Source organism: Candidatus Marimicrobium litorale (genome assembly GCF_026262645.1).
In the GTDB taxonomy this organism is placed as follows: Bacteria; Pseudomonadota; Gammaproteobacteria; order Pseudomonadales; family Halieaceae; genus Marimicrobium; species Marimicrobium litorale.
The window spans coordinates 1,533,044-1,552,930 of sequence record NZ_SHNO01000001.1; the positions used below are offsets into that span (position 1 = coordinate 1,533,044).

Consider the following 19,887-nt stretch of genomic DNA (forward strand, 5'->3'; position numbering starts at 1 on the left):
TATAATATAAGCAATGAATATTTTAAGAACGCTGGATCTCAATCTGCTCAAAGTGTTTGACGCCATTTACCTCTGCGGCAGTATTTCTGCAGCCGCTCAGTCGCTACATATCACGCAGCCAGCGGTGAGCCTGGCACTGAAGCGATTGCGGGAGGCCGTCGGCGACCCACTGTTCATTCGCGCCCACCGTGGCATGAAGCCAACCCACCGGGCGAACGAGCTGGCTGGACCCATTAAAGAAGCCCTGCGGGTACTGGCGGAAGCGCTCGAGCAGGGACAGGGCTTCGACCCGGGCCAATCCAACCGGGTATTCCGTATGGCCTTTGGTCGCTACGGCGAACTCGATCTGTTACCGAGGCTCCTCAGGCGCCTGCATGCCTCGGACTGTCGTGCAACACTTCAGTCGGTACTGGATCAGGGGCAGACCGGACTTGAGTTGGTTGCCGCCGGCGATATCGATGGCTGCTTCGATTTTGTCGAACCGCAGCTGGCACACGTTAACCACTGCGAATTCAGCCAGGAGGAACTGGTGGTAATCGCCAGGCGAAACCACCCACGCGTGCAGGGGGCGATCACTCACGAGCAGTACTTTGATGAATATCATGTGGTGATGAGCTTTGGCGATGAACGGCGTGAGCTGCTAGAAACTTATATGTCGGCCAGAGGCGGTACGCGTAAAATAATGACCGCTGTTAATCAGTATCTGGCGGCGCCCTCTGTCGTCGCGCAAACCGACGCTTTGGCCACCGTACCCATGCGCATGGCCACGTTTCCCGTCTTCAGGGACGACCTGCAGATACTGGACCTCCCCTTTCGGTCCCCGTTAATGCCCACCTATTTACTGTGGCACCAATCACGAGACAATGATCCGGGGTGGGTCTGGCTGCGAGAGCAGATATTGGCACTGCGTACAACGTCACCGTAAATACACAGCGCGCCTCGCGCAGGCACTGCCCCGGAAACACGATGTGCCATCGCGCGAGCCTGCAGGTTAAAAGGCCTCATCACCAAACAGCGCCAACCGTTTTCCCCGAGGTGCGGGCACCTTGTGCAGCTCGGGCAGCGCACACAGCCGATTCATTCGCGTCACGCTGCCATCTGCATACTCCCAGGCCACCTGATCGCCCGCGCGATAGCGCCGGACCACACGCGGACCCCAGCCAAAGGCGTAAAAATTGAGGACGCTGTTCTCCCAGATCATCGCGGCCGACGTTCGCATACAGTAATCCATACCCCCCAGGCGGAACAGCACCGAACCTTCCGTATCGTTGGTGTTGAGCGTCCCGGTGCTGTTTGGACCGTAGTCGTGAATAATTCCGGCAGTCGTAACGACAGTGCGTCTGCCACACTGTTCGATACGCTCGACGTGGCCGATGTGCCCGCCCTCAACACCCACCCACAACCCACGAATATCATCTGTCCCCGGCGGCAATGGCTCCGTGCACTGGGCCAGCACTGGCAAGGGAAAGTGCGGATACGAGCAGCCCGGTGCATTATCCTTGGGTATGTCTGCGGCCAACTTGCCGCTTCCGTCCAGCACAGGTAACTCACAGTAATCGATAACACTGCAGTCACCGGCCAGGGTTGCAGGGTCGATCGTCAACGGCGGCCTCTGGGAAAAATAGGCCAGCCAGAAAAGGCCGGCCGATACGATCAATACCAGTATCAATGCGGTCACTAGCGCTCGCTTCATGACCCTTCATCTCGAGGCTGTTGCTGTAGCGAAATGATCTTTCGTTTTACTGGTGGACTGCCAGCATTTTACGGGTAAGTCGTGAGGTTGTCCCGTTCAGTCAACAGAATAAGTGAAGAGATCTACTCTCAACAGGCCGTTTATTTTTCCTATACTTGGATCAGTGTGCTTAATAATGTCAGCCAGTTTACTTTTCAATGACATGTGTGGCATTGCATCGTAAATGCGTTGAGACTAGTCTTTAAGCATTGCAGACACAGTGGAATTACAGTTGCGCAACCTAGATTTAATTCGCCAAATTTTTTCCACGCCCCCGGCGCGAGAGGACAGTCTGAGTGAAGCGCAGTGGGCAAAATTCCTTGAATTTTCAGAGAGTCATCTTTTTGCAGGGCCGGTCGCAGCATCAATCCTTGCCGAAGAATTAACCGATGTTCCCGAGCTTGTTTATCGCTTTTGCACATCTATATTAGAGCTTAACGGTATTCGCAATCGCCAAATCATGTCGGTTATTGAGGACGCTGGTCTGGCTCTCAACGAATCGGGGATTACGCCGGTGTTTTTCAAAGGAGCTGCTGCGCTACTATGTGATATCTACGCTGAGCCATCGCATAGATTCCTTAGTGATATTGATTTGCTCATCCCGGATATGCTCGGCGATCAAGCGATCGAAGCCCTCGAAAACGCGGGCTTTGTTCGCACTGACCCTAATGACTTCGTAGTCCCGCACTGTATTGAAGTGATGGTCTGCAAAAGACGTGGAGTAGCCATAGATCTGCACCGGGAGATACTGATTCCGGAACTCCAACTCATACTGCCTTGCACCGATATGCTGGCTAACATTGAAAAGAGGCGTCTTCCCTCGGGGCTGAGATTTGCCGTTCCCTCGCCTACCCACCAAGTCGTGATAAACGTTGCCCACGGCCAGCTGCAGGACCGCAGCTATTTGTGGAACTTCCAGCCATTGAAGTACCTGTATGAGTTACACCGTCTTGAGAAGCGGTATCAGGACGCTATCAAGTGGGAGGAAGTGACTTCGCGATTTGCTACTGCAGGGCACAGGGCACCTTTAGAGCAGCATCGTTACCAAGCTGCGAGGCTTTTCGACACCGATAATTTACCGGACGTGTCGTTTCGCGTACGCTTGAAATATGGCTGTACCGTGCTAATGACGGAGAATGAGGCTATCTTTTGGGTGTATGGTCGCCTCTTCTCACCTTTTGTCTGGCTGAGGGATGTTCTTAGTGACCGAGTTCGTTTGCGCCGCACGCTGCGTGAAATACGTCGTTTCAGCTGGTGGCGTGAGCGGGTTCGACGGTTTTTCAGTAGCCAGCCGCATGCAATGAAATCACGCTAGAAGAACCATCGCTCCAGTAAGCGATGGTCCGATAAAAGATTGACGACGCGCTGGACTCGCTTCCCGTCTCCCATGTCGACAGCAGGCGTTTGACCATCACACTGTTGCCAAATAGCCCACTCATCACCACTCAACCACAGTTGGTCACGGCCATCGCGAGACATCAGGAGGTGCTGTCCGTCGACTTGTGCATGACGGACGTCCTTGCGGTGCTGGGGCATTACTAATGGCGGTATTGCAGGAAGGGCCCCCTCGCGCTGCGCAATAAACCGGTTGATGATAGCAAGGATATCTCGGCCAATCCCTGTGCTGGCTTGCTGCGGCTCAGGCACAGGTGTCCAGGGCGTATAATCAGACTTGGCAAACAGCGTGGCGTCGTTCCCATCGCGGACAGGGTGACAATAGTGCACTAGAGGTGAGTCCAACAAGTCTGGTGAATCGGGTTCCGGCCACAGGGGGTTGCTGCTCAACTGCGCAGGGGTATGGATTAGACCGTACTCGGTCGCGGCGATCATGTAAGCAAATACGTCTGAATTCCAGGCTGGGCCGTCATCCGGTGAGCGATAGTGGCGGCGGATAAGACGGGCCAGTTCCAGCCAGCGGCCGCAGATGCGTTTGAGGTCACTGGTATGAATGAGCGTCGGTGTCATCACAGACGGCATCATCTCGAGTGTGTTAGAGCAATACTCCTCGAGAAAAGCAAAGCCATGACCCAAACCATACGGGTGGGTCGTCGAGGGCGCAACCAGCGGATAATCCTCCCACGTCTGTGACACCGGTGCTCCCGGCTGCGCGCGCTGGTTGACCGCGCGACGGAAGATACAGTCTGGTTCAATGAGCAGTACGGTACCTTCCGGCTCGTACTGGTAGAGCCATTCCAGCAGGGATGCCGGCTTGTTGTAGACGGGGTAATGGTCGCCAGTGACCGGTTCGATATCATGTAGGGAGGTAGCAATGGTCGTGACATGATCCAGCGGCGGTATGTGTGCCGGTGTTTCCGTCGCGAGTAGGCGCACCAGAATACCTTCCTGTCCAGAGCGCTGCCAACTGTAGGCCAGCAATTCCGACTGCCACTGCATGCAGGCGTTATGGTTTGTGGGGAATACGGTGTAGAACATCAGTCCGCCGCGCGCAGCCAGCCGTTGACGGTAAAGCGGCTTTCGCTGAATGCATCGTCCGCCATGAAGACGGGCTCCACCTCGTGCAGTTGATCCGCGCGAAAAGCCACGAGACGATTGTTTTGTGGTCGCATTGCCAGAACCTTGCCCCGGCCGTTCGCACCGGTGTCATCCGTTAGCAATAAGTTGCCGCCGGAAAAGCTCTGCGGTTCGCGAAAAAAATAATAAACGTAGGTTAGGGTCCTGGCTGCGGTGCCTACATCCTCGCCGGCGTCGCGATGTAGCTTGAAGAAATCACCCTTGCCACTGGCGGTGAGCTGGATCTCCCGTTTGCCAACAGCAAGAGTATCAATGCCCAGCGTTTGGCAAATATGACTCAGGTGAACGTCCAGACGACCCTCAAATAGCGTTCTCCAAGGGCTGTCCTGAATAGTCTGCAGAACCATGGAGCGGCGATAGCCCTCGTGGCCGGTCGTGACGTCGCTAGGGGAGAACTCGGATTCGTTATTCAGCGCGTACTGTAATAGCCTGGTGTTTTCGTCTGGGGTCAGAAAATCGTCGATACAGACACAGGGTAGGTAGCTCCCTGTTTGCAGTGACGCTTGTGAATCCGCCGCTTCGATAAGAACCGGGGGGGTTGTCAATACCGATACCAGTTCAGAGGATGCGAAACTGAGTGCTGTGCGCCCTCCGTCTAGCGGCACCTGCATAAGCCGCGAAGGTGAATGCTGCTGAACTGCAGCGTGCAGATCGGCAAGCAACGGGTCGGCCGCAGGTAGAGCAGTTTCGAAGCGACTGTCGCCGCGCAGAATAAGGGTAATATCGATGGCGTTAAGAGGTTCGTCTTTCACCGTGTTCCCTCAGATGGATAAGAGTGAGTGCCGCAGCAATGTCGAAATAATGCAGTCTCGCCAGTGGCAGCTGCATAGTCAATGCAATCAGGGCATGGATAGATTTATCCTCGTTCAGGGGAAAGCTGATGCAGTTCTCAATCAGCACCTTTACCGCCTCTATTCGCTCTATTCCTCCCCACGATGTTTCCCTGTTCACACCATTATAAATGGGGAATATCATCCCTGTTACAGGTACAGGCTCCCGCACCAGTTGGGCCTCGGGTATGGAAAAGGGCGTCTTTTTAGCATTCGCCAGATCAATTTCATCGGTGCGGTGTACCTCGCGCTTACGCGGCAGAACAGGGAAGGGATGGGCACAACCCGTGGCGGGATCAAAGGGCACAATATCATCCGAAAGGTAGTGCCAGCCCTGTTCGAGCAGCCCGATAGTCAGCGTGGACTTTCCTGCCCCCCAGGGGCCAGTCAGCAGCAAACAGCGGTCGTCGCGCTTGATAGCGGCGGCATGTAACCACAGTAGATCTTGGTGTTGCTCAACCCAGTGACTCACTACAGTGCGATAGGTTTCTTTCAGCAAACGATCGAGGGAAAGTAGGCTGAGAGTTTGGCCGTTGTTGTCGATCAGAGTGTATGTCTCACTGTCTCGAGTAATGACGGCCGTAACTAACCCATCAAGCGATGGTGGTTGTTCTGCGATAAAACACCGAAAATGTTCTGATAACAGCTGCAATACAACATCGTCGGAACAAAAGAGTGTGACGGAGCCACGCAAAAAACAGAGTGTCAACGTAAGGTCGCTCTGGTGCGTTGCTGGCATGATGTCACTGAGTCCGTTAGCTGCGCACTCACTGCGCGTCAGCAACCGGAGAGAGAAGCGAGATGATTTACGGTGCTGGCGTTGGCGGCACTATCGGTACTGGCGGTTGCGGGGTCGGTGGTGCCGCTATTGGCGTGGGGGTCGGTGTCGGGCTAACCTGAGCAAATACTTTCCCTGGCACCACTGCCGACAGCACTACCGGCGCAATCCAGCCCTTGGCCACTTCACGGCGGGTCACGCCGGTAGATTCGCTATCAGTTTGCGCTGCTTCGAGCTCTGCAACTCGAGACTGTAGCCGTTCAAGCTCTTTGTTTTTTGACATGGAAATTGCCCTCCCTTGAACAGCAAATATAACCACAACGGTCCGGAAGCGTCAATCGCTCATCTTGTGACTCTTGTGCGGAGCTGTTTGCTAATTCAGCGCAGCTCAGTGCAGGCAGAGAGCGGCTAATCCCGCGCCCGAAGCCAAGGTGCGACCGCGATGGCGGTATACCTTCAAAGACTTCACAACAACGCGCTTTCTAATGAAATTACTGAAAATAATTGCACTAAGCCGATAGCGTTTAGCATCGGGCTTGTTTGTGCAGTTGCGGCGCTCAGTTGTCAGTCTCCAACCAGCAAACCTGATAGGCGCGCGCCCACAGAGGGTCTTTGCTGAGCCACCAGGGTGTCGCTGTTTCGACCACAGGGTCAACATGCCTGGTGCCTTTTCTCCAGAATCGCCCTAATAACCCCTCCTCTGCTTTCCTATTCAAAGGCTGCTGAGTGTAATAGAGGTTGGTATCTACGCCCTCGAAGTCACCACCGCTAGTGCAGGCCAGGTGGCCGCGAATTGTAGAAATGCGTGTGCTGAAGGTCGAAAAGCGAGTGCCCATAAACCGACCTGGCGCTGCAGCACAGATGAGGGTTTCAACAATCCCACACCAATGGTGCGGGGTATTCACCACAGTCTCCCGGGGCAGGGCACTAAACGTTACGACCTCGAATTTCTCTCGAAAACCATCCAGAAAGGCGCCATCGGTCTCGTCTGTTGCAATATAAATTGGGTGTTCGGGTGACAATAGAGTCTGGACGTGCTCGTGTATTTGGCGTGCGCCAATCCGGGTCTTGGCGTACTGGAAATCTCCACGCCTGATATGTAGCGCCGAAAACCGCCGACCGGCAAGAATTGGCGCATTGATCGCCGCTTCAGCCAGGTTGATAATGTCTTGCCGAAACCGTATCGCGTCGCGTAATAAAGTGCGGGCTCTGCGCTCGAGTTGTTCGTCTCCAAACAGGAAGAAACACTCTGCCACGCCGAACATCCGGTGTTCTGTGGTCATTGGAAAGTAGAGAAGGTCACATTCTCTGAGTTCATTCGATATTGTAATAAGCTGGCGATGAGCCTGCGAGGGGCCGGCTAATCTCGCCAGCAATTCAGGCCGCGTTAACAGAGCGTCTGACGGAAACAGCAGAATATCTTCGACGCCGTTCCAGGGAGGCATGACCCCGCGGGCACGCATTAAGTCGTGGAATTTTTCGTCGGTAGCCACCTTGGTATCAAGCTCTGCAACTTCCACGAATTCGTCCGCCGTCAGCACAGGTATCTGGCGGCGGAGTGCGTCCAGATCGAGAAAATCCTCCAGCAGACGCGAGGCTTCCCCGAGCAAATAGAATGGCTTTGCAGGCGGCAACACCAGCGTACGTCCCGTTATCCAGGCCAGTACCACCATAATCTCAAGCTGCATCAGAATATTATTCCAGCCACCGAAGTCTGTTTCAAAAGCAAGGAAGCGCTGCGGCGTCACTGTGTCTGATTGACGAAGCACATCATTCATCTCGCCACTGCCCGCGCTTGTACGTCCATATCTCAAACATTTGTGAGGGCTATGCATTTCAGGCTGTGTCACTCATTTGTGGTGCGTTCAAGCGGGCGCCGCTTACCAATCGAGCGGAGTATAGTGCAGGTAGAGGTTGGCAAACCAAGTGCCATCAAGAGCAAAGGGACGACCGTGGCGGAAGTGTGCGCCCTCGAAAAACAAGATGTCGCCCGCAGCCATATCTATCTCGTGGGACTTGCCTTCGCTATCTTCTATGCACAGTGGCCACGGGCTATCCAGCGCATGGCCGACACAAATGGTGGAACTGACAACATGTGTCTCGATCTGGTCGATGTGCTCGTGGAGATAGGATCCGCGCTGGTAACAGCGGATACCATAGGCGGCTGCCGGGCGCAGCGGCCTGCCAGCCCATTGCTCGTGCAGGTGCTGGCAGGCGAGGAGTAACTCACCGTTATAAGCTTCGTCTTTGTATATCAGGCTGGGAAACCCGCAGCTATCGGTTGTCTTTACGTGCTCGTTGGCCGGCTCAGGCTGGAAGTCGCGCAGGTGGGCAGTGAAGAAATCGGCAATTGGGCGCCACAGGCTGGGCGCAAGCCGCTCTTTCCTGAAGCTCAGTCCAAGGGAAGGGACATGCGCCCGATTGGCGTCGGTACGTTTGACTATCGCGGCCGGCGTTGGCATGCGCTGGGGTTTTTCAAGCATCGGCAAAGGTCAGGAATCCCTGCTCCAGAAACTCATCAACTGCTGTGGCTACCTCCGAGGCGATGTCTGTCGTCAGGACATTGTAGGACGACGCTAGCTGTGCCACCAACTGCTCAAAGCCAATGCCGTTGGCGCAGGCCTCGTATATGGCGCGCCCTGTCGCATTGAGCACGATTGCACGCGTGGCGCCTTTCGGCCCGGAGGTGTCGCTGCGGGCGAGCAATAATCCGTCATCCACGACGAATGCACGGCTGTGTGGTGTCGGTATCAATTGTTCTGAAAATCGATTAGCAAACTGCATGTTGTGCACTGTAACAGACGCCGGATGAGCACGTCAGCAGTATTCCCTCCCCCCCCCCGGCAGGCTGTAGGTCGAAAAAAGGCTTTTATCACGCAGAGCGGCGCGGCGTGACGGCTAATTGCTGACGTAAGTCGATATCGTTTATAGGTGTTCATACAAGGATTATGCGACCTACGAACGTTTTACTTGGCATTACCTGCAGGTACTATGTGAGAGCAGTGACGGTGGGGTTTTGCCTTATAAGCATTCGGGTGATGCAGCCTTACGAAATTGAGGTAGCGGTGCGCTCGGGGCAGTGGTTCTGGAATTCAGCCCCCTCCTTTCAGCCCGCGGCGGTCGCTGAGAATGCGGAGAAGTAGCGTTTGTTGGTGGCGCTGACACGGAGCAGATGAATGGAAACCTACACGATCTACAGCATAAGCAACTCCCCTTATCAGGAATGGCAGGCTGAATTGCTCGACTTTACATTCACGAAAGTGAAGCAACCCGGAAAATTGATTAGAGTATGCGCAGACGACGCCCAATTCCCTAGCCGTGAGCGATCGCGATCGAACACAGGTGATACTGTATTCACGCCGAGTTTGTCGAGGATAAGATGGCCATTTATAAAAGTTGGCGGCCGCTATTTCAGAGTATTCTGGTCTCGCTATACGCTCGAATGGCCTGTTATGAACAAGCCGGGGGCGCTGAAATACTTGTTCGACCATTGCGATTTCAGCGACAACGACAACCTCATCTTCTTGGATCCGGACATGGTGTTTACCAAGCCTTGGAATCCACCAACAGAAAGGGGCCAGGTTCATGGTCAAAAATGGAAGGGTTACGGTAAGAGCTACTGCGAAAGCTCCTCCATACATCCAGAGTTCTGCCCTGCAACGGAAAACGACTGCATCATGTATCCGTACGCTATCAAAGCTGGCGACCTTAGGGTCCTGATCTCTGACATTGAGCGTTTCGCCAGAGAGGGCTACCAGAAGGGAAGACAAGTTGGTCTTGACCAGGCCGCCTTATGGATGGCTGATATGCCTGCGTTCCAAACAGCAATGACCAAGCATGGTCTTACCATGAAGCCTGCGGAAAATATTGGCCTGTGCAACAACTGGAATAATTGTGACGACAAGGAGGCGCCTATCCTCCATTACTGCCAACCGATGAAAGATAAATCAGGCCAAACATTGTGGGATAAAAGAGATTACAAAGCATGGGGTATGCCCCCAGACCCGTCGCTGGCTTTGAATCGTGTCGATCGAGAAGTCCTTGAGATAATCCGCGAAAAGATCGTCGGATGAGGTGGTGCCATAGGTGACAAGACCCGGCTGCGGTGCATCAAGTTCAATGCTCTGTACGCCAGAAGATTAAGGCGAAAGCAGCGGGTTATGGCGACACCTTCTTCATCGACGAAGTATTCGTCGGCGTGCCAGACCATTTAGGTCAACGGCACGCAGCATTGCCTGTACTGGGCAATTTTTCAATGACGTTCCTTCTGATTGAACTCTGTAAGCGGGGATTCTTTCCTCGCTCACCCTCGCGATAGGGAACAGGACATCTCCAGCCCGCCGCTGCTCGCACCACCGACCAGAGCAACACATCAGGTTCCACTTATGGTCTTTTGCAACAGCGAAATGATCTTTCGTTTTACTGATGGACTGCCAGCATTTTATTGTGCGCCCTGAATGGCAATTCCTCCTCCTGACCTGGCAGCAGTGGCAGGCACGCGTGACGCCATAGGGACTCCCAGCACCCGTGTCTCTCCAGCAGGGTGCGGCCCTGTTCCTGCGCGGCTTCAGGCATAGACATGAAATGCAGGCGAAGCTGTTGTAAACACCACACACGATAACGTGAACAACGTGCACCACGATAATGCACACCGTCCAACTGAACATCGAAACGTCTTTTATTGTCGGCCACCGCCTCTGTGTTAGCACAGAGGTAGGGAAGATATCCGCTGCCAATATCGTCCAGCAGTGAGAAAACATCCTCCGGGATGCCATTGTCCCAGACGCTTGCACAGTCGGACAAACGCGTATTCCACAAGCGCGCTACCCACTCCAGCACTGCGGGCGCCTGTTGCCGGATTATTTCCAACGGCACCGGGTCCAGCGCGAGGTGACGAAAAAAAGGCCCTGAAAACCCGATATCCGCCAGCGAGGGACGATCCCCAAATAAAAAAGGCCGCGCACTAAAAATGGACTGCAGCGTGGCGAGCAGACGTGCCACGCCTGCCTCTACTGCCACCACATTGTCCGCGCACATTCCGTCCCCTGTCGTGTATCCCGCACGCTGACGCTGCTGCAAGTACAACCGCTTAAGCCCAACCGGACCAGGAACACCTCCCAGCAATTCCTCCGCCAGATGCCATGATGCAAAACGGGCTCCCTCCGCATAGTGCCATCGATAATGCATAGCGGGTCGCCACCACCATTCATCTGCCCAGTCTTCCAGCAACAGACACAAAAACCGCTGTAACGGATCAGCGGGCATAAGCCCCGGCCCGGGCAGTCGTTGCTCAAACCAGTCGATCATCCGTGTTGTATCCGTCATCCAGCGGCCATCTGGCAGTATGACGGCGGGCATTTGCATGACTCCCACCTTTTTTGCCATGCGTTTTTTGAATGCAGGAAACTGCATGCTGCGCAAGTCATAGGACACTCCGCGCACGCGAAAGTAATTTTCCATCTTACCGGTGAAGTAAGAAATATTTGAACCGTAGAGGGTGACAGGCTCTGTCAGTAATAGGTCAGTCATTGTGTTCTACTGATCTCCTACACAAAAATCTCGCTAGCAAAATAGACTAATCCGTTAGGACGCGCGAGGATCAACCACCCTCTCAGGCTTTTCTCATGAGTGTAACGAGCGTATCCCGTCTTCACGCAACGGACCCCCGACAGGCTTGGGTTTATCTGCATTCAGCTCGTTTCAGCACAGTTACCATGGTGTAACTGACGGTCACTACAGAACCGCTGCAAAATACTTTGATCTCGGGCTGCTCAATAGTATCTTCTTCAATCACAAGCGCAAAGAACTCAGCCCTATGCGCTTTTTAATGATTACCTACTTCCCGAAGCGCTACTGCTGATAGTATTCTATATCAGGTCTCGAATCCTAAAGCTGCATCCGTCGTTACACGGATCCTGCTATCCTGAGGAATACATGATGAACCAGCCCGTCGAGCAACCGTTCTATCTGAAAGACAATTTTGCCCCTGTCTCTGAGGAGATCAGCGAGAGTCATCTGCAGGTTGTCGGCAACATTCCGCCGGGTCTGAATGGTCGCCTGCTGCGCAACGGCCCCAACCCCCAAACGGGTTGGTCCGATCACTGGTTTTTCGGCAACGGAATGATACACGGCGTTGAGTTCTGCAACGGTAAGGCTAACGGCTACCGTAATCGTTACGTAAGAACAACGTTGTATGACGACCCGGGTGCCGACTCCGGTGAAGCAATGATGGATCTCGCAAAATCAGCGGCAAACACGCATGTGATTCATCACGCGGGAAAGATTCTCGCTTTGGAAGAAGCCCATCTCCCATGGGAAGTCTCCCCAGAGTTAGACACAATCAAAGCGTGGGATTTCAACGGCAAGTTGGAAACACCGATGACGGCCCACCCCAAGGTATGTCCCGTTACCGGAGAGTTGCTCTTCTTTGCGTACGGACTCTTCCCACCCTACCTCACCTACCATAGAGCGAACGCGCAGGGTGAGCTGGTGCAGTCAGAGCAAATTACAGTGCCCGGGGGCACCATGATGCACGACTTCAACATCACAGAAAATTACGTGATCTGGATGGACCTGCCAGCCGTGTGGGATATCGAATCACTGGCAGGTGAAGGTCTGCCTATCAAGTGGGATGAGTCCTATGGCGCACGTCTGGGCGTCATGCCCAGGACTGGTGGCGACAGCGATGTCACCTGGTACAACATAGACCCCTGCTACGTATACCATCCGCTAAATGCATATGAGGATGGCGACAATATTGTGCTTGACGTCTGCCGTCTGGCCAACATGATAGCCGACGGCATCGATTCACCCGCCTTCATGACACGCTGGGTCATTAACCGCTCAAGCGGCACCGTGAGCGAAACGCAGATCGATGACCGCAACACGGAATTTCCCCGGGTCCCGGATACGCTCATCGGCCAGAAACATCGTTATGGATACGTCGCAGGCCTTGCCGCCTCAGCACCCTACGGAGAGCGATATATCAAGTATGACTTCGGGGATTTCAGCGCCAAGACACTGGAACTGGGTCCTGGCCGCCAGGGCAGCGAGGCGGTGTTTGTCGCTGATCCATCTGGCAGTAGCGAGGACGATGGTTGGCTGCTGGCCTATGTCTATGACCAGAGCACCGAATGCAGCGAGGTGCTGATACTTGACGCCAGCACGCTGTCGGAAGAGGCTCGGGTCCTGCTACCGGCTCGCGTACCCATGGGCTTCCACGGCAGCTGGGTACCCGCTTGACGAGCCAGTGAGATGAAACCTCAGGCAGGTTGCAACCGTCGCGCGTTCCTGAATAAGGCAGGACTTTCTATCGGCAGCGCATCGCTGCTGGGGCTCGGACTGAGCGCCTGCGATTCCCCCACGCCAGAGCGCTACTCTCGAGCGGATATCGAGTCCCTCGCTGCAGAGCGTGGCAGGGAGCAAGAGATCAAGGGAGAGGGCGAGTACGGACACCATGTCTATCCGGGCTATCGCGGTCTGGCAGAACTGCCCTGGTTTGAGCTGGATACAGAACAACAGCTGGTGTGCGTCGATGACAGCGTTCCGCTATCGATCGATATCCACAGTCACCTCGGCATGTCATTACTTTTCAAGCCCCGACTCGATCTGCATGCGAGCACCCCGCGCGTAAAGCACCTCCTAGACTGCGATAAGACAAATCCGGGGTGCCCTTTCGACCTGGACGTTTATGCTAACAGCAACTTCAGTGAAGAAGCCCTCGGCGACCTGCGCATACAAACCATCGCTCAAGGGCTGTGGGGCAGCTCTTATGCAGCCACGCAAACTATCCCTAACCTGTTACGGGAGATGGATGCCATGCGTGTGCAAAAGGCATTTTTATTACCTATAAAGCTCGGCCTCCCCTTCGGAGATAACCTCGCGGAGGACTGGCGCGCGGCCATAAAATCCGCTGGCGCTCGAGACCGATTGCACTGCGGCCTCTCCATAAACCCGCGCAGCGAGAACGCGTTTGCGGAAATGCGAGCTCACGCTGCACAAGGTGCTCGCATCATCAAGTTACACCCGACCATGCAACGTTTCTACCCGGATGACCCTGCGGCAATGTTGCTCTACGAGGAGGCCTCGAGACTCGGCCTGGTGGTTTTTTTCCATGGCGGACGCGCCGGCATAGAACCGGAGTCTTCACATTCCTTTGCCATGCCCCGGCATTACGAGGCAGCCCTGCGCGAGTTCCCGAATCTGCAGTTCATTCTCGGTCACGCCGGTGCAAGAGATATGCAGGGTATGCTTGCGCTAGCACTTTTGTACGATAATGCGTGGCTTGATATCCATGGGCAGGGCCTGAGCAGGCTGGAACAGTTGATTCAGGAAACAGACGGTGAACGGTTGCTGTTTGGTACCGACTGGCCATTTTACCACATTGGCGCGTCGCTGGCGAAAGTGCTTATCACCACGCAAGCACCCGTAAGGCATCGTATCCGATACGCTATTCTGAGAGGAAACGCCGAGACGTTACTTCCCGACTGGTAAAACGTGTCCGGAAGATTATCGGCTAAAGCGCTGTGCCACACCACAGCGACCCATTAATGTCGGAGAAAATCAGCGAGAAGGAATACGGTGCAAAGCCTTGGGAAGATATCATCGCTAGTGGTGATGTAAACGACAACTGAGATATCAATACACGCGGGGCTCTTGCACTTGGTGCATTTGAATTCCGCAGACTGCAACCTGGCCATACGCACAGACAGCGCTGACCAGATGGATTTCGGGGCATGACCTGCGTTTTGCGCTTGCGGGTCCCGACAAACTGAACTCACTGAGTACTGAAACTCATGGACGCGACTCGCATCAAACCGCCTCTGGGACCCGACAACCGCTGGTGGTGGGATATGGCCAATAAGGACAAACTCGGAATCCAGAGGTGCACAGACTGTAAAGCCCTGCGCCACCCGCCGCGTCCCATGTGCGGTGAATGCCGCTCACTCGAGTGGGATGCCGTCGAGGCGAGCGGCAACGGCACCATTTGCAGCTATACAGTATTAACCCACCCTCGCTTTCCAGGTTATGACTACCCCCTGATCATCGTACTGGTGGATCTCGCGGAGGGTACTCGCCTCACTTCGCAATTGGTTAACTGCACGCCTGAGGAGGTGGACTTTGAACTGCCAGTTGTTATGACGATTCAGCAAGACGCAGACGGCTTCAAATTGCCTGTTTTTCAGCTGGCGGAGCGCGCGTAATGCCTGTTGCACTGAAAAATGAAGCGGCTGTTGCAGGCATCGGGATGACCGACTTCAGCAAGGCGTCGGGTGTTTCGGAACTGTCACTCGCGGCGCAATGCGTCGTCGCGGCCTGCGACGATGCAGGCCTGCAGACCAGCGAGATCGACGGACTGGTGAGCTACACATTGGATTCCTCTGATGAGATTGAAGTCGCCAGGGCCGTGGGTGCCGGAGATCTCAGTTTTTTTTCCAAGGTTAATTATGGTGGAGGTGCCGCGGTTGGAACGATTGCCCAGGCCGCGATGGCGGTAGCCACGGGCCAGGCCAGCACCGTGGTGTGTTATCGGGCTATGAACGGACGCTCGGGTAAACGCATGGGCCAGGGCATCTCCGGAGACATCATTACCTCGGACCTGGTGCACTGGTCATGGTATATGACCTACGGCATGCTAATTCCCGGGTCCTGGATAGCCATCATCGCCAATAAATACATGCACCGCTATGGCGTTACGCGGGAAGACCTCGGTCGTGTCGCCATCTCACAGCGCAACCACGCCCTGCGCAATCCGCGCGCCTGGGGCTATGGCAAGGCGTTGACCATGGAGCAATATCTTGCATCAGAGCCAATCGCTTTTCCTCTCTGCCTTTACGATTTTTGTCAGGAGACGGATGGCGGTGTCGCTATATTGGTCACCAGTGCCGAACGGGCACGTGACCTGCGCTGCAAGCCTGCTGTGATTCGCGGCGTGACTCAAGCCGCTACCGGGGGTCAGGAGCAGATGACCAGCTTTTACCGTGATGAACTGGAATCCTTACCGGAAATGGAAATGGCCGCAAGGCGCGTCTATGCCCAGGCCGGACTCGGACCCGACGACATCGATGCGGCCTGCCTGTATGACGCGTTTACCTCAGAAGTCATCATGCAACTGGAATCGTTCGGCTTCTGCGATCGCGGGGAGGGTAAAGAGCTTGTAAGAGAGGGCGCGCTGGATATCGGCGGCAGGCTACCGAACAATACTCACGGTGGACTGATCTCCGAGGCGTACGTGCACGGCATGAACAACATTGCGGAAGGGGTTCGGCTTATACGCGGCGACTCTACAGGACAGCCTGATAAAAACGTGGAACACGTGCTGGTCAGCAGTGGTGTAGGGGTGCCCACAGGCGCCATAATTCTGGGAAAGGATTAATACCGGGAAATGAAAAAGATGAGCCGTTCCAGTAAATGGGTGGGAGACGCCAACAACGCTCGCGCCCCCACCGTTTCGTGTGCAGTCTAGAAGCGGTACGTCCCGGTGATACCGACACTGCGTGGAGGCGTCACGGTAAGCTCGTTATACGCGAGCGTGTTCAGCGGACGACGATTCAGCACTCCGTCATCATCGAAAGCATTTTTCACATAAAGCTGCGCGCTCCAAACATCGTTACGCAGGCCTGTGAACACGTCGACCACGGAAAATGAATCACCGTCGAGACGACCGGCGACATCCCCAACGCCCTTCGTATCACCCTTGTAGCTCCACAGGGCACTGACGTAGTAGTCGCTGTCCATTACCACCTGATCCCAGGTGTATTCTGTTTGCAACATACCGGTCCACTTGGGCATGGCGGTCGCGTTTTCGCCATTGGCATCACACGTGTTATATCGATTAGCCGGGGGTGGGCCAACCGGCGGTTGACTCGGATCTGTACAGGGCACTGTTCCGTCGGTAAATTCAACTTCCGCATAGGTAAACGCGGCGTACACCATCCAGGCATCCGTCACCAGCATACGGAAGTCTGCCTCCACGCCTTTTTGCTCTGCTTCATCCACATTCACGAAGGGCGCATTGGTAATCACTTGCACGTCACTGGTCACCGTGTTGTAGGCTTCAAAGTTTACGGGTACCTGATAATCATCATAGCGACCATAAAATACGGCTGCGGTGTAGCGGGCGCGGCCATCCATCAAGTCACCTTTTACACCAAGCTCAAAACTGTCGACGGTCTCGCCGGCGTAGCTATTGAACTCCGGAGAGAAAGAACCATCGATATCAAAATTTGCCGCGCCAGGACGATAACCCCGGTCGATGCTCGCATACAGGTTGACCGACTCATTGAGGTCGTATTGCAGCTTGACCGTTCCGGTCACCTCATCCTCGTCGATCGTATCTGTCAGCGTGCAGGGACTGGCAGGAATTGGACAAGGAAACACATCTTGGAAAACAGCCCCAGGGTCAGTGATATCTCCTCCGGGCAACAGCTCAGAGCCAAGCCAAAAATCACCCGCAATGGTGTTAGAACTATCCTGATCGAACTTGTTGTAGCGCAGACCAACAATCAGGTTTAAGTCGTCCGTGAGGTCGAAAGTATTGTGGGTAAATACGGCCCACGTTTTGCTGTCGATAGGAATATCAAACGTTAACAAGAAAACACCGCCATCAGCCTGACGATTAACATCTGTTCCCACATCTGTCTGACTCTTTGCCTCGCTATAATACCCGCCGACCGACCAGTCCCAACGATCAAATGCATTGCCAGATACCCGGAGCTCCGTCTGGTACGACTTCAGGTCATCACCAAAATCGGTATCCAGAAACAGGTTAGTCTCTGGCAGGTCGGTATTATCCTGATCGGTTTCGCTTTTGGTATGGGTATCCAGATAGCCCGCAAAAAAACTGATGTCGAGATCATTGACCATCCAGTCAAGATGCAAGGTGCCAAGGTAGTCTTCCTTTTTCTGAATTTTGCTTGGCGCGTCGGCGATCGCCTTTAAATCGCCCGCGTCAACATCGTAGTTGGCTATGCTCGAGTCCAGCGTTTCAACCACTCGATAGGTATCAGAGTTTTTCGACTCGGTGTAAGTGAAACCCGCCTTGGCAGAAAAGTTCTCCGTCGGCTGCCATAGCAACTTGGCGCGACCACCATCGCGGCCGCGCTCTTCATCTTTATCACGCACTACAACATCAACACCTGTTTCACGATCATCGCTCAGACCCGCAACCCGAAGCGCCAGCGTATCGGTGAGGGTGAAGTTCAAACCGCCCTGTACGTTATAGCCCTGCGGGTCGGCCTGATAACTGGCCTGAACATTCCCGCTAAAGCCATCGAAGTTAGGGTCCTCTGTGTTTAATATCAGCGCACCGCCCGGTGAGGGTTGTCCGTACAGTGTACCCTGCGGGCCCTTGAGAATTTGCACACTCGCTATATCAAACATGCTGGACAGTGCCACTGCTGCCTGCGAGGCCGTCCAGTAATCGTCGAGATAGGTACCCACACGCGAGGGGTTGCTTTGCTGCTGGAATGTCCCCACACCGCGCAGACCGACGCCGACATTCGTGTCACCCTCGTAACGCACCTCAAGCCCGGTAGTGAGCCGGTTCAGCTCATCCGCCTGAAATACTGAAAACTCTTGCAACTGCTTAGCATCGAATACGGTCACCGCCAAGGGCGCCTCGATCAATGATTCCGTTTTTTTCTGGGCTGTTACGACCACTTCCTCCAACACCTGCGAGTAAGCTGGCGCTGCCCCCATAACCAATACAAGGGCGGACATCTGCGATAGACGCTTCATGGCAAACACTCCTTTGCTCTACTTTTTGATTATTATCTTTACGACGCACTTTTATAGCGCCGGCATTCATCCTGAACAAATTTAGTGTAGCTTGCACAAATGGAAGTTCCAGTGGAAAAAGGGGGGCAAAATTACACAACTGTTGTGGCTATACCCGAAAACCCCAGTAGAGCGGGCTCCTCGGGCCATTTCACGCCCCCCCCTTCAATGCCGGTTCGCCTCAGACCAAAGCCGCTCATAACGCACAGATTTTCTGCTTGACGCACGTTCACTGGCAAATCACCGTTGCCCATCTGGCCCGTTACAACGCTGGCGCAACCTTACTCGCATAAAGCTCGAGGCTTTTCCACGCGGCGTCCAGCGGCATGCCGCCGCACAGTGGCGAAAGATTGATAGACCCTTTCTGCCGCACTCGTTCCACTGCCTGCGCGGGCGTGAGAAAGCAGTACTTGCCCTCTTCCCTGAGTCCCGTAATGTCGCTGGCTGAGGATTCAGCGTAAGCCCGTCTTGTCGGGTGCTGCCACCGCCCATAAGCGTGTGCGTCGTAGAGAAAATATTTGCCATAACGAGCCCAGTCACGGTCCGGATCATCCGACACCAGGGTCAGACTGGGCTCTTGAGGGAAGATCACCCCACCCTGATGAAACCCGTGTGCGTCACACGCTGCGTTATAAGCCTGTTCCAGCGAAGGATCATCGATCGCGGGGGCGAAAAAAAGGCCAAAGCGCGCTGCACGTCGTGCTGCCGAGACACTGTTACCGCCAATACAAAGCAATGACCGCGCGGGACGTTTTGGCACAGGGTTGAGCATCGTTTGAACATCGTTGTGGGTAAAATACTCACCTTTCCATGCGTTTAATAGCACGCCAATTTTTTCGTCCATGATGGCACCTCGACGCTTCCAGTCCACTCCCATGGTCCGATACTCACTCTCGCGGTAACCCAGCCCGGCTACCGCCATAAAACGGCCCTGAGACAACAGATCCAGCACAGCCACATCCTCCGCAATCCTTATCGGATCATGCAGGGGCAGTAACAGCGCACTGACGCTGAGCCGGATATTACGGGTAGCCTGCGCGGCTGCCATCGCCAGCATCATGGGCGAAGACAGGAAGCCGTCTTCCGTATTGTGGTGTTCAGAAAAACCGACCACGGATAAGCCGGTCTTGTCTGCCCACTCCACCATTTCGAGACAGCCCCGATAACGGGCCTCCTGACTGTCGGGACATTCTGGCGAGCGCCGCATATCAAACTGGAGCACGGTGAGTGCGTTCATT

The 19,887-nt window shown here is 54.7% G+C and carries 18 protein-coding genes; 7 read left to right on the forward strand and 11 right to left on the reverse strand.

Features of this window, described 5'->3' with window-relative positions:
* The first annotated feature begins 13 nt into the window (after positions 1-13).
* Positions 14-925 (forward strand): LysR substrate-binding domain-containing protein, encoded by a 912-nt coding sequence (locus EYC82_RS06850; RefSeq protein ID WP_279248794.1) that lies wholly within the window; start codon positions 14-16, stop codon positions 923-925.
* Between the two features lie 66 nt (positions 926-991).
* Here the strand turns inward: EYC82_RS06850 and EYC82_RS06855 are convergent, their stop codons facing one another.
* Positions 992-1,693 (reverse strand): hypothetical protein, encoded by a 702-nt coding sequence (locus tag EYC82_RS06855; RefSeq protein ID WP_279248795.1) that lies wholly within the window; start codon positions 1,691-1,693, stop codon positions 992-994.
* A gap of 271 nt (positions 1,694-1,964) precedes the next feature.
* On the opposite strand from EYC82_RS06855, the gene EYC82_RS06860 reads away from it, so the two are divergent.
* Positions 1,965-3,047 carry a nucleotidyltransferase family protein gene (locus tag EYC82_RS06860; RefSeq protein WP_279248796.1) on the forward strand — a complete coding sequence of 361 codons (1,083 nt, stop codon included), beginning with the start codon at positions 1,965-1,967 and terminating at the stop codon, positions 3,045-3,047.
* Here EYC82_RS06860 and EYC82_RS06865 read toward each other — a convergent pair.
* From EYC82_RS06865 to EYC82_RS06895, 7 genes are all read right to left on the reverse strand, one after another.
* On the reverse strand, positions 3,044-4,165 hold the full coding sequence (locus EYC82_RS06865) for a hypothetical protein (RefSeq protein ID WP_279248797.1): 1,122 nt from the start codon (positions 4,163-4,165) through the stop codon (positions 3,044-3,046). The two genes, EYC82_RS06860 and EYC82_RS06865, sit on opposite strands and share 4 nt — an antisense overlap.
* Positions 4,165-5,016 carry a 2OG-Fe(II) oxygenase gene (locus EYC82_RS06870; RefSeq protein ID WP_279248798.1) on the reverse strand — a complete coding sequence of 284 codons (852 nt, stop codon included), beginning with the start codon at positions 5,014-5,016 and terminating at the stop codon, positions 4,165-4,167. The genes EYC82_RS06865 and EYC82_RS06870 overlap by 1 nt, the downstream gene beginning before the upstream one ends.
* The gene (locus tag EYC82_RS06875) at positions 4,997-5,833 is read right to left on the reverse strand and encodes a hypothetical protein (RefSeq protein ID WP_279248799.1); all 837 of its coding nucleotides are present in this window, start codon (positions 5,831-5,833) and stop codon (positions 4,997-4,999) included. Before EYC82_RS06875 ends, EYC82_RS06870 begins: the two co-directional genes overlap by 20 nt.
* A gap of 67 nt (positions 5,834-5,900) precedes the next feature.
* The gene (locus EYC82_RS06880; RefSeq protein ID WP_279248800.1) at positions 5,901-6,155 is read right to left on the reverse strand and encodes a hypothetical protein; all 255 of its coding nucleotides are present in this window, start codon (positions 6,153-6,155) and stop codon (positions 5,901-5,903) included.
* A 274-nt stretch (positions 6,156-6,429) separates the two neighbouring features.
* Positions 6,430-7,650 (reverse strand): O-fucosyltransferase family protein, encoded by a 1,221-nt coding sequence (locus EYC82_RS06885; RefSeq protein ID WP_279248801.1) that lies wholly within the window; start codon positions 7,648-7,650, stop codon positions 6,430-6,432.
* Between the two features lie 102 nt (positions 7,651-7,752).
* A complete protein-coding gene (locus tag EYC82_RS06890) occupies positions 7,753-8,355 on the reverse strand; it encodes a hypothetical protein (protein ID WP_279248802.1) in 603 nt (200 codons plus the stop codon).
* Positions 8,348-8,656 carry a PqqD family protein gene (locus EYC82_RS06895; protein WP_279248803.1) on the reverse strand — a complete coding sequence of 103 codons (309 nt, stop codon included), beginning with the start codon at positions 8,654-8,656 and terminating at the stop codon, positions 8,348-8,350. Before EYC82_RS06895 ends, EYC82_RS06890 begins: the two co-directional genes overlap by 8 nt.
* A 392-nt stretch (positions 8,657-9,048) precedes the next feature.
* On the opposite strand from EYC82_RS06895, the gene EYC82_RS06900 reads away from it, so the two are divergent.
* Positions 9,049-9,945, forward strand: coding sequence for a hypothetical protein (locus EYC82_RS06900; RefSeq protein ID WP_279248804.1), 897 nt, complete (start codon positions 9,049-9,051; stop codon positions 9,943-9,945).
* A gap of 346 nt (positions 9,946-10,291) precedes the next feature.
* On the opposite strand, the gene EYC82_RS06905 is transcribed toward EYC82_RS06900, so the two are convergent.
* Complete coding sequence (locus tag EYC82_RS06905; protein ID WP_279248805.1) at positions 10,292-11,401, reverse strand: glutathione S-transferase family protein; 1,110 nt, start codon at positions 11,399-11,401, stop codon at positions 10,292-10,294.
* Between the two features lie 408 nt (positions 11,402-11,809).
* Here EYC82_RS06905 and EYC82_RS06910 point away from each other — a divergent pair, with 408 nt between their 5' ends.
* The 4 genes from EYC82_RS06910 to EYC82_RS06925 all read left to right on the forward strand — a co-directional run bounded on the left by EYC82_RS06910 (position 11,810) and on the right by EYC82_RS06925 (position 16,247).
* On the forward strand, positions 11,810-13,114 hold the full coding sequence (locus EYC82_RS06910; protein WP_279248806.1) for a carotenoid oxygenase family protein: 1,305 nt from the start codon (positions 11,810-11,812) through the stop codon (positions 13,112-13,114).
* 12 nt (positions 13,115-13,126) lie between these two features.
* Complete coding sequence (locus EYC82_RS06915; RefSeq protein WP_279248807.1) at positions 13,127-14,365, forward strand: amidohydrolase family protein; 1,239 nt, start codon at positions 13,127-13,129, stop codon at positions 14,363-14,365.
* Positions 14,366-14,724: 359 nt separating this feature from the next.
* Positions 14,725-15,075: a Zn-ribbon domain-containing OB-fold protein gene (locus tag EYC82_RS06920; protein WP_279248808.1), complete on the forward strand. Its 351-nt coding sequence runs from the start codon at positions 14,725-14,727 to the stop codon at positions 15,073-15,075.
* Entirely contained in the window at positions 15,075-16,247 is a 1,173-nt protein-coding gene (locus tag EYC82_RS06925) for a lipid-transfer protein (protein ID WP_279248809.1), read from the forward strand. Before EYC82_RS06920 ends, EYC82_RS06925 begins: the two co-directional genes overlap by 1 nt.
* A gap of 86 nt (positions 16,248-16,333) precedes the next feature.
* On the opposite strand, the gene EYC82_RS06930 is transcribed toward EYC82_RS06925, so the two are convergent.
* Positions 16,334-18,610, reverse strand: coding sequence for a TonB-dependent receptor (locus EYC82_RS06930; RefSeq protein WP_279248810.1), 2,277 nt, complete (start codon positions 18,608-18,610; stop codon positions 16,334-16,336).
* 301 nt (positions 18,611-18,911) lie between these two features.
* Positions 18,912-19,886 carry an LLM class flavin-dependent oxidoreductase gene (locus EYC82_RS06935; RefSeq protein ID WP_279248811.1) on the reverse strand — a complete coding sequence of 325 codons (975 nt, stop codon included), beginning with the start codon at positions 19,884-19,886 and terminating at the stop codon, positions 18,912-18,914.
* Position 19,887: the final 1 nt, after the last annotated feature.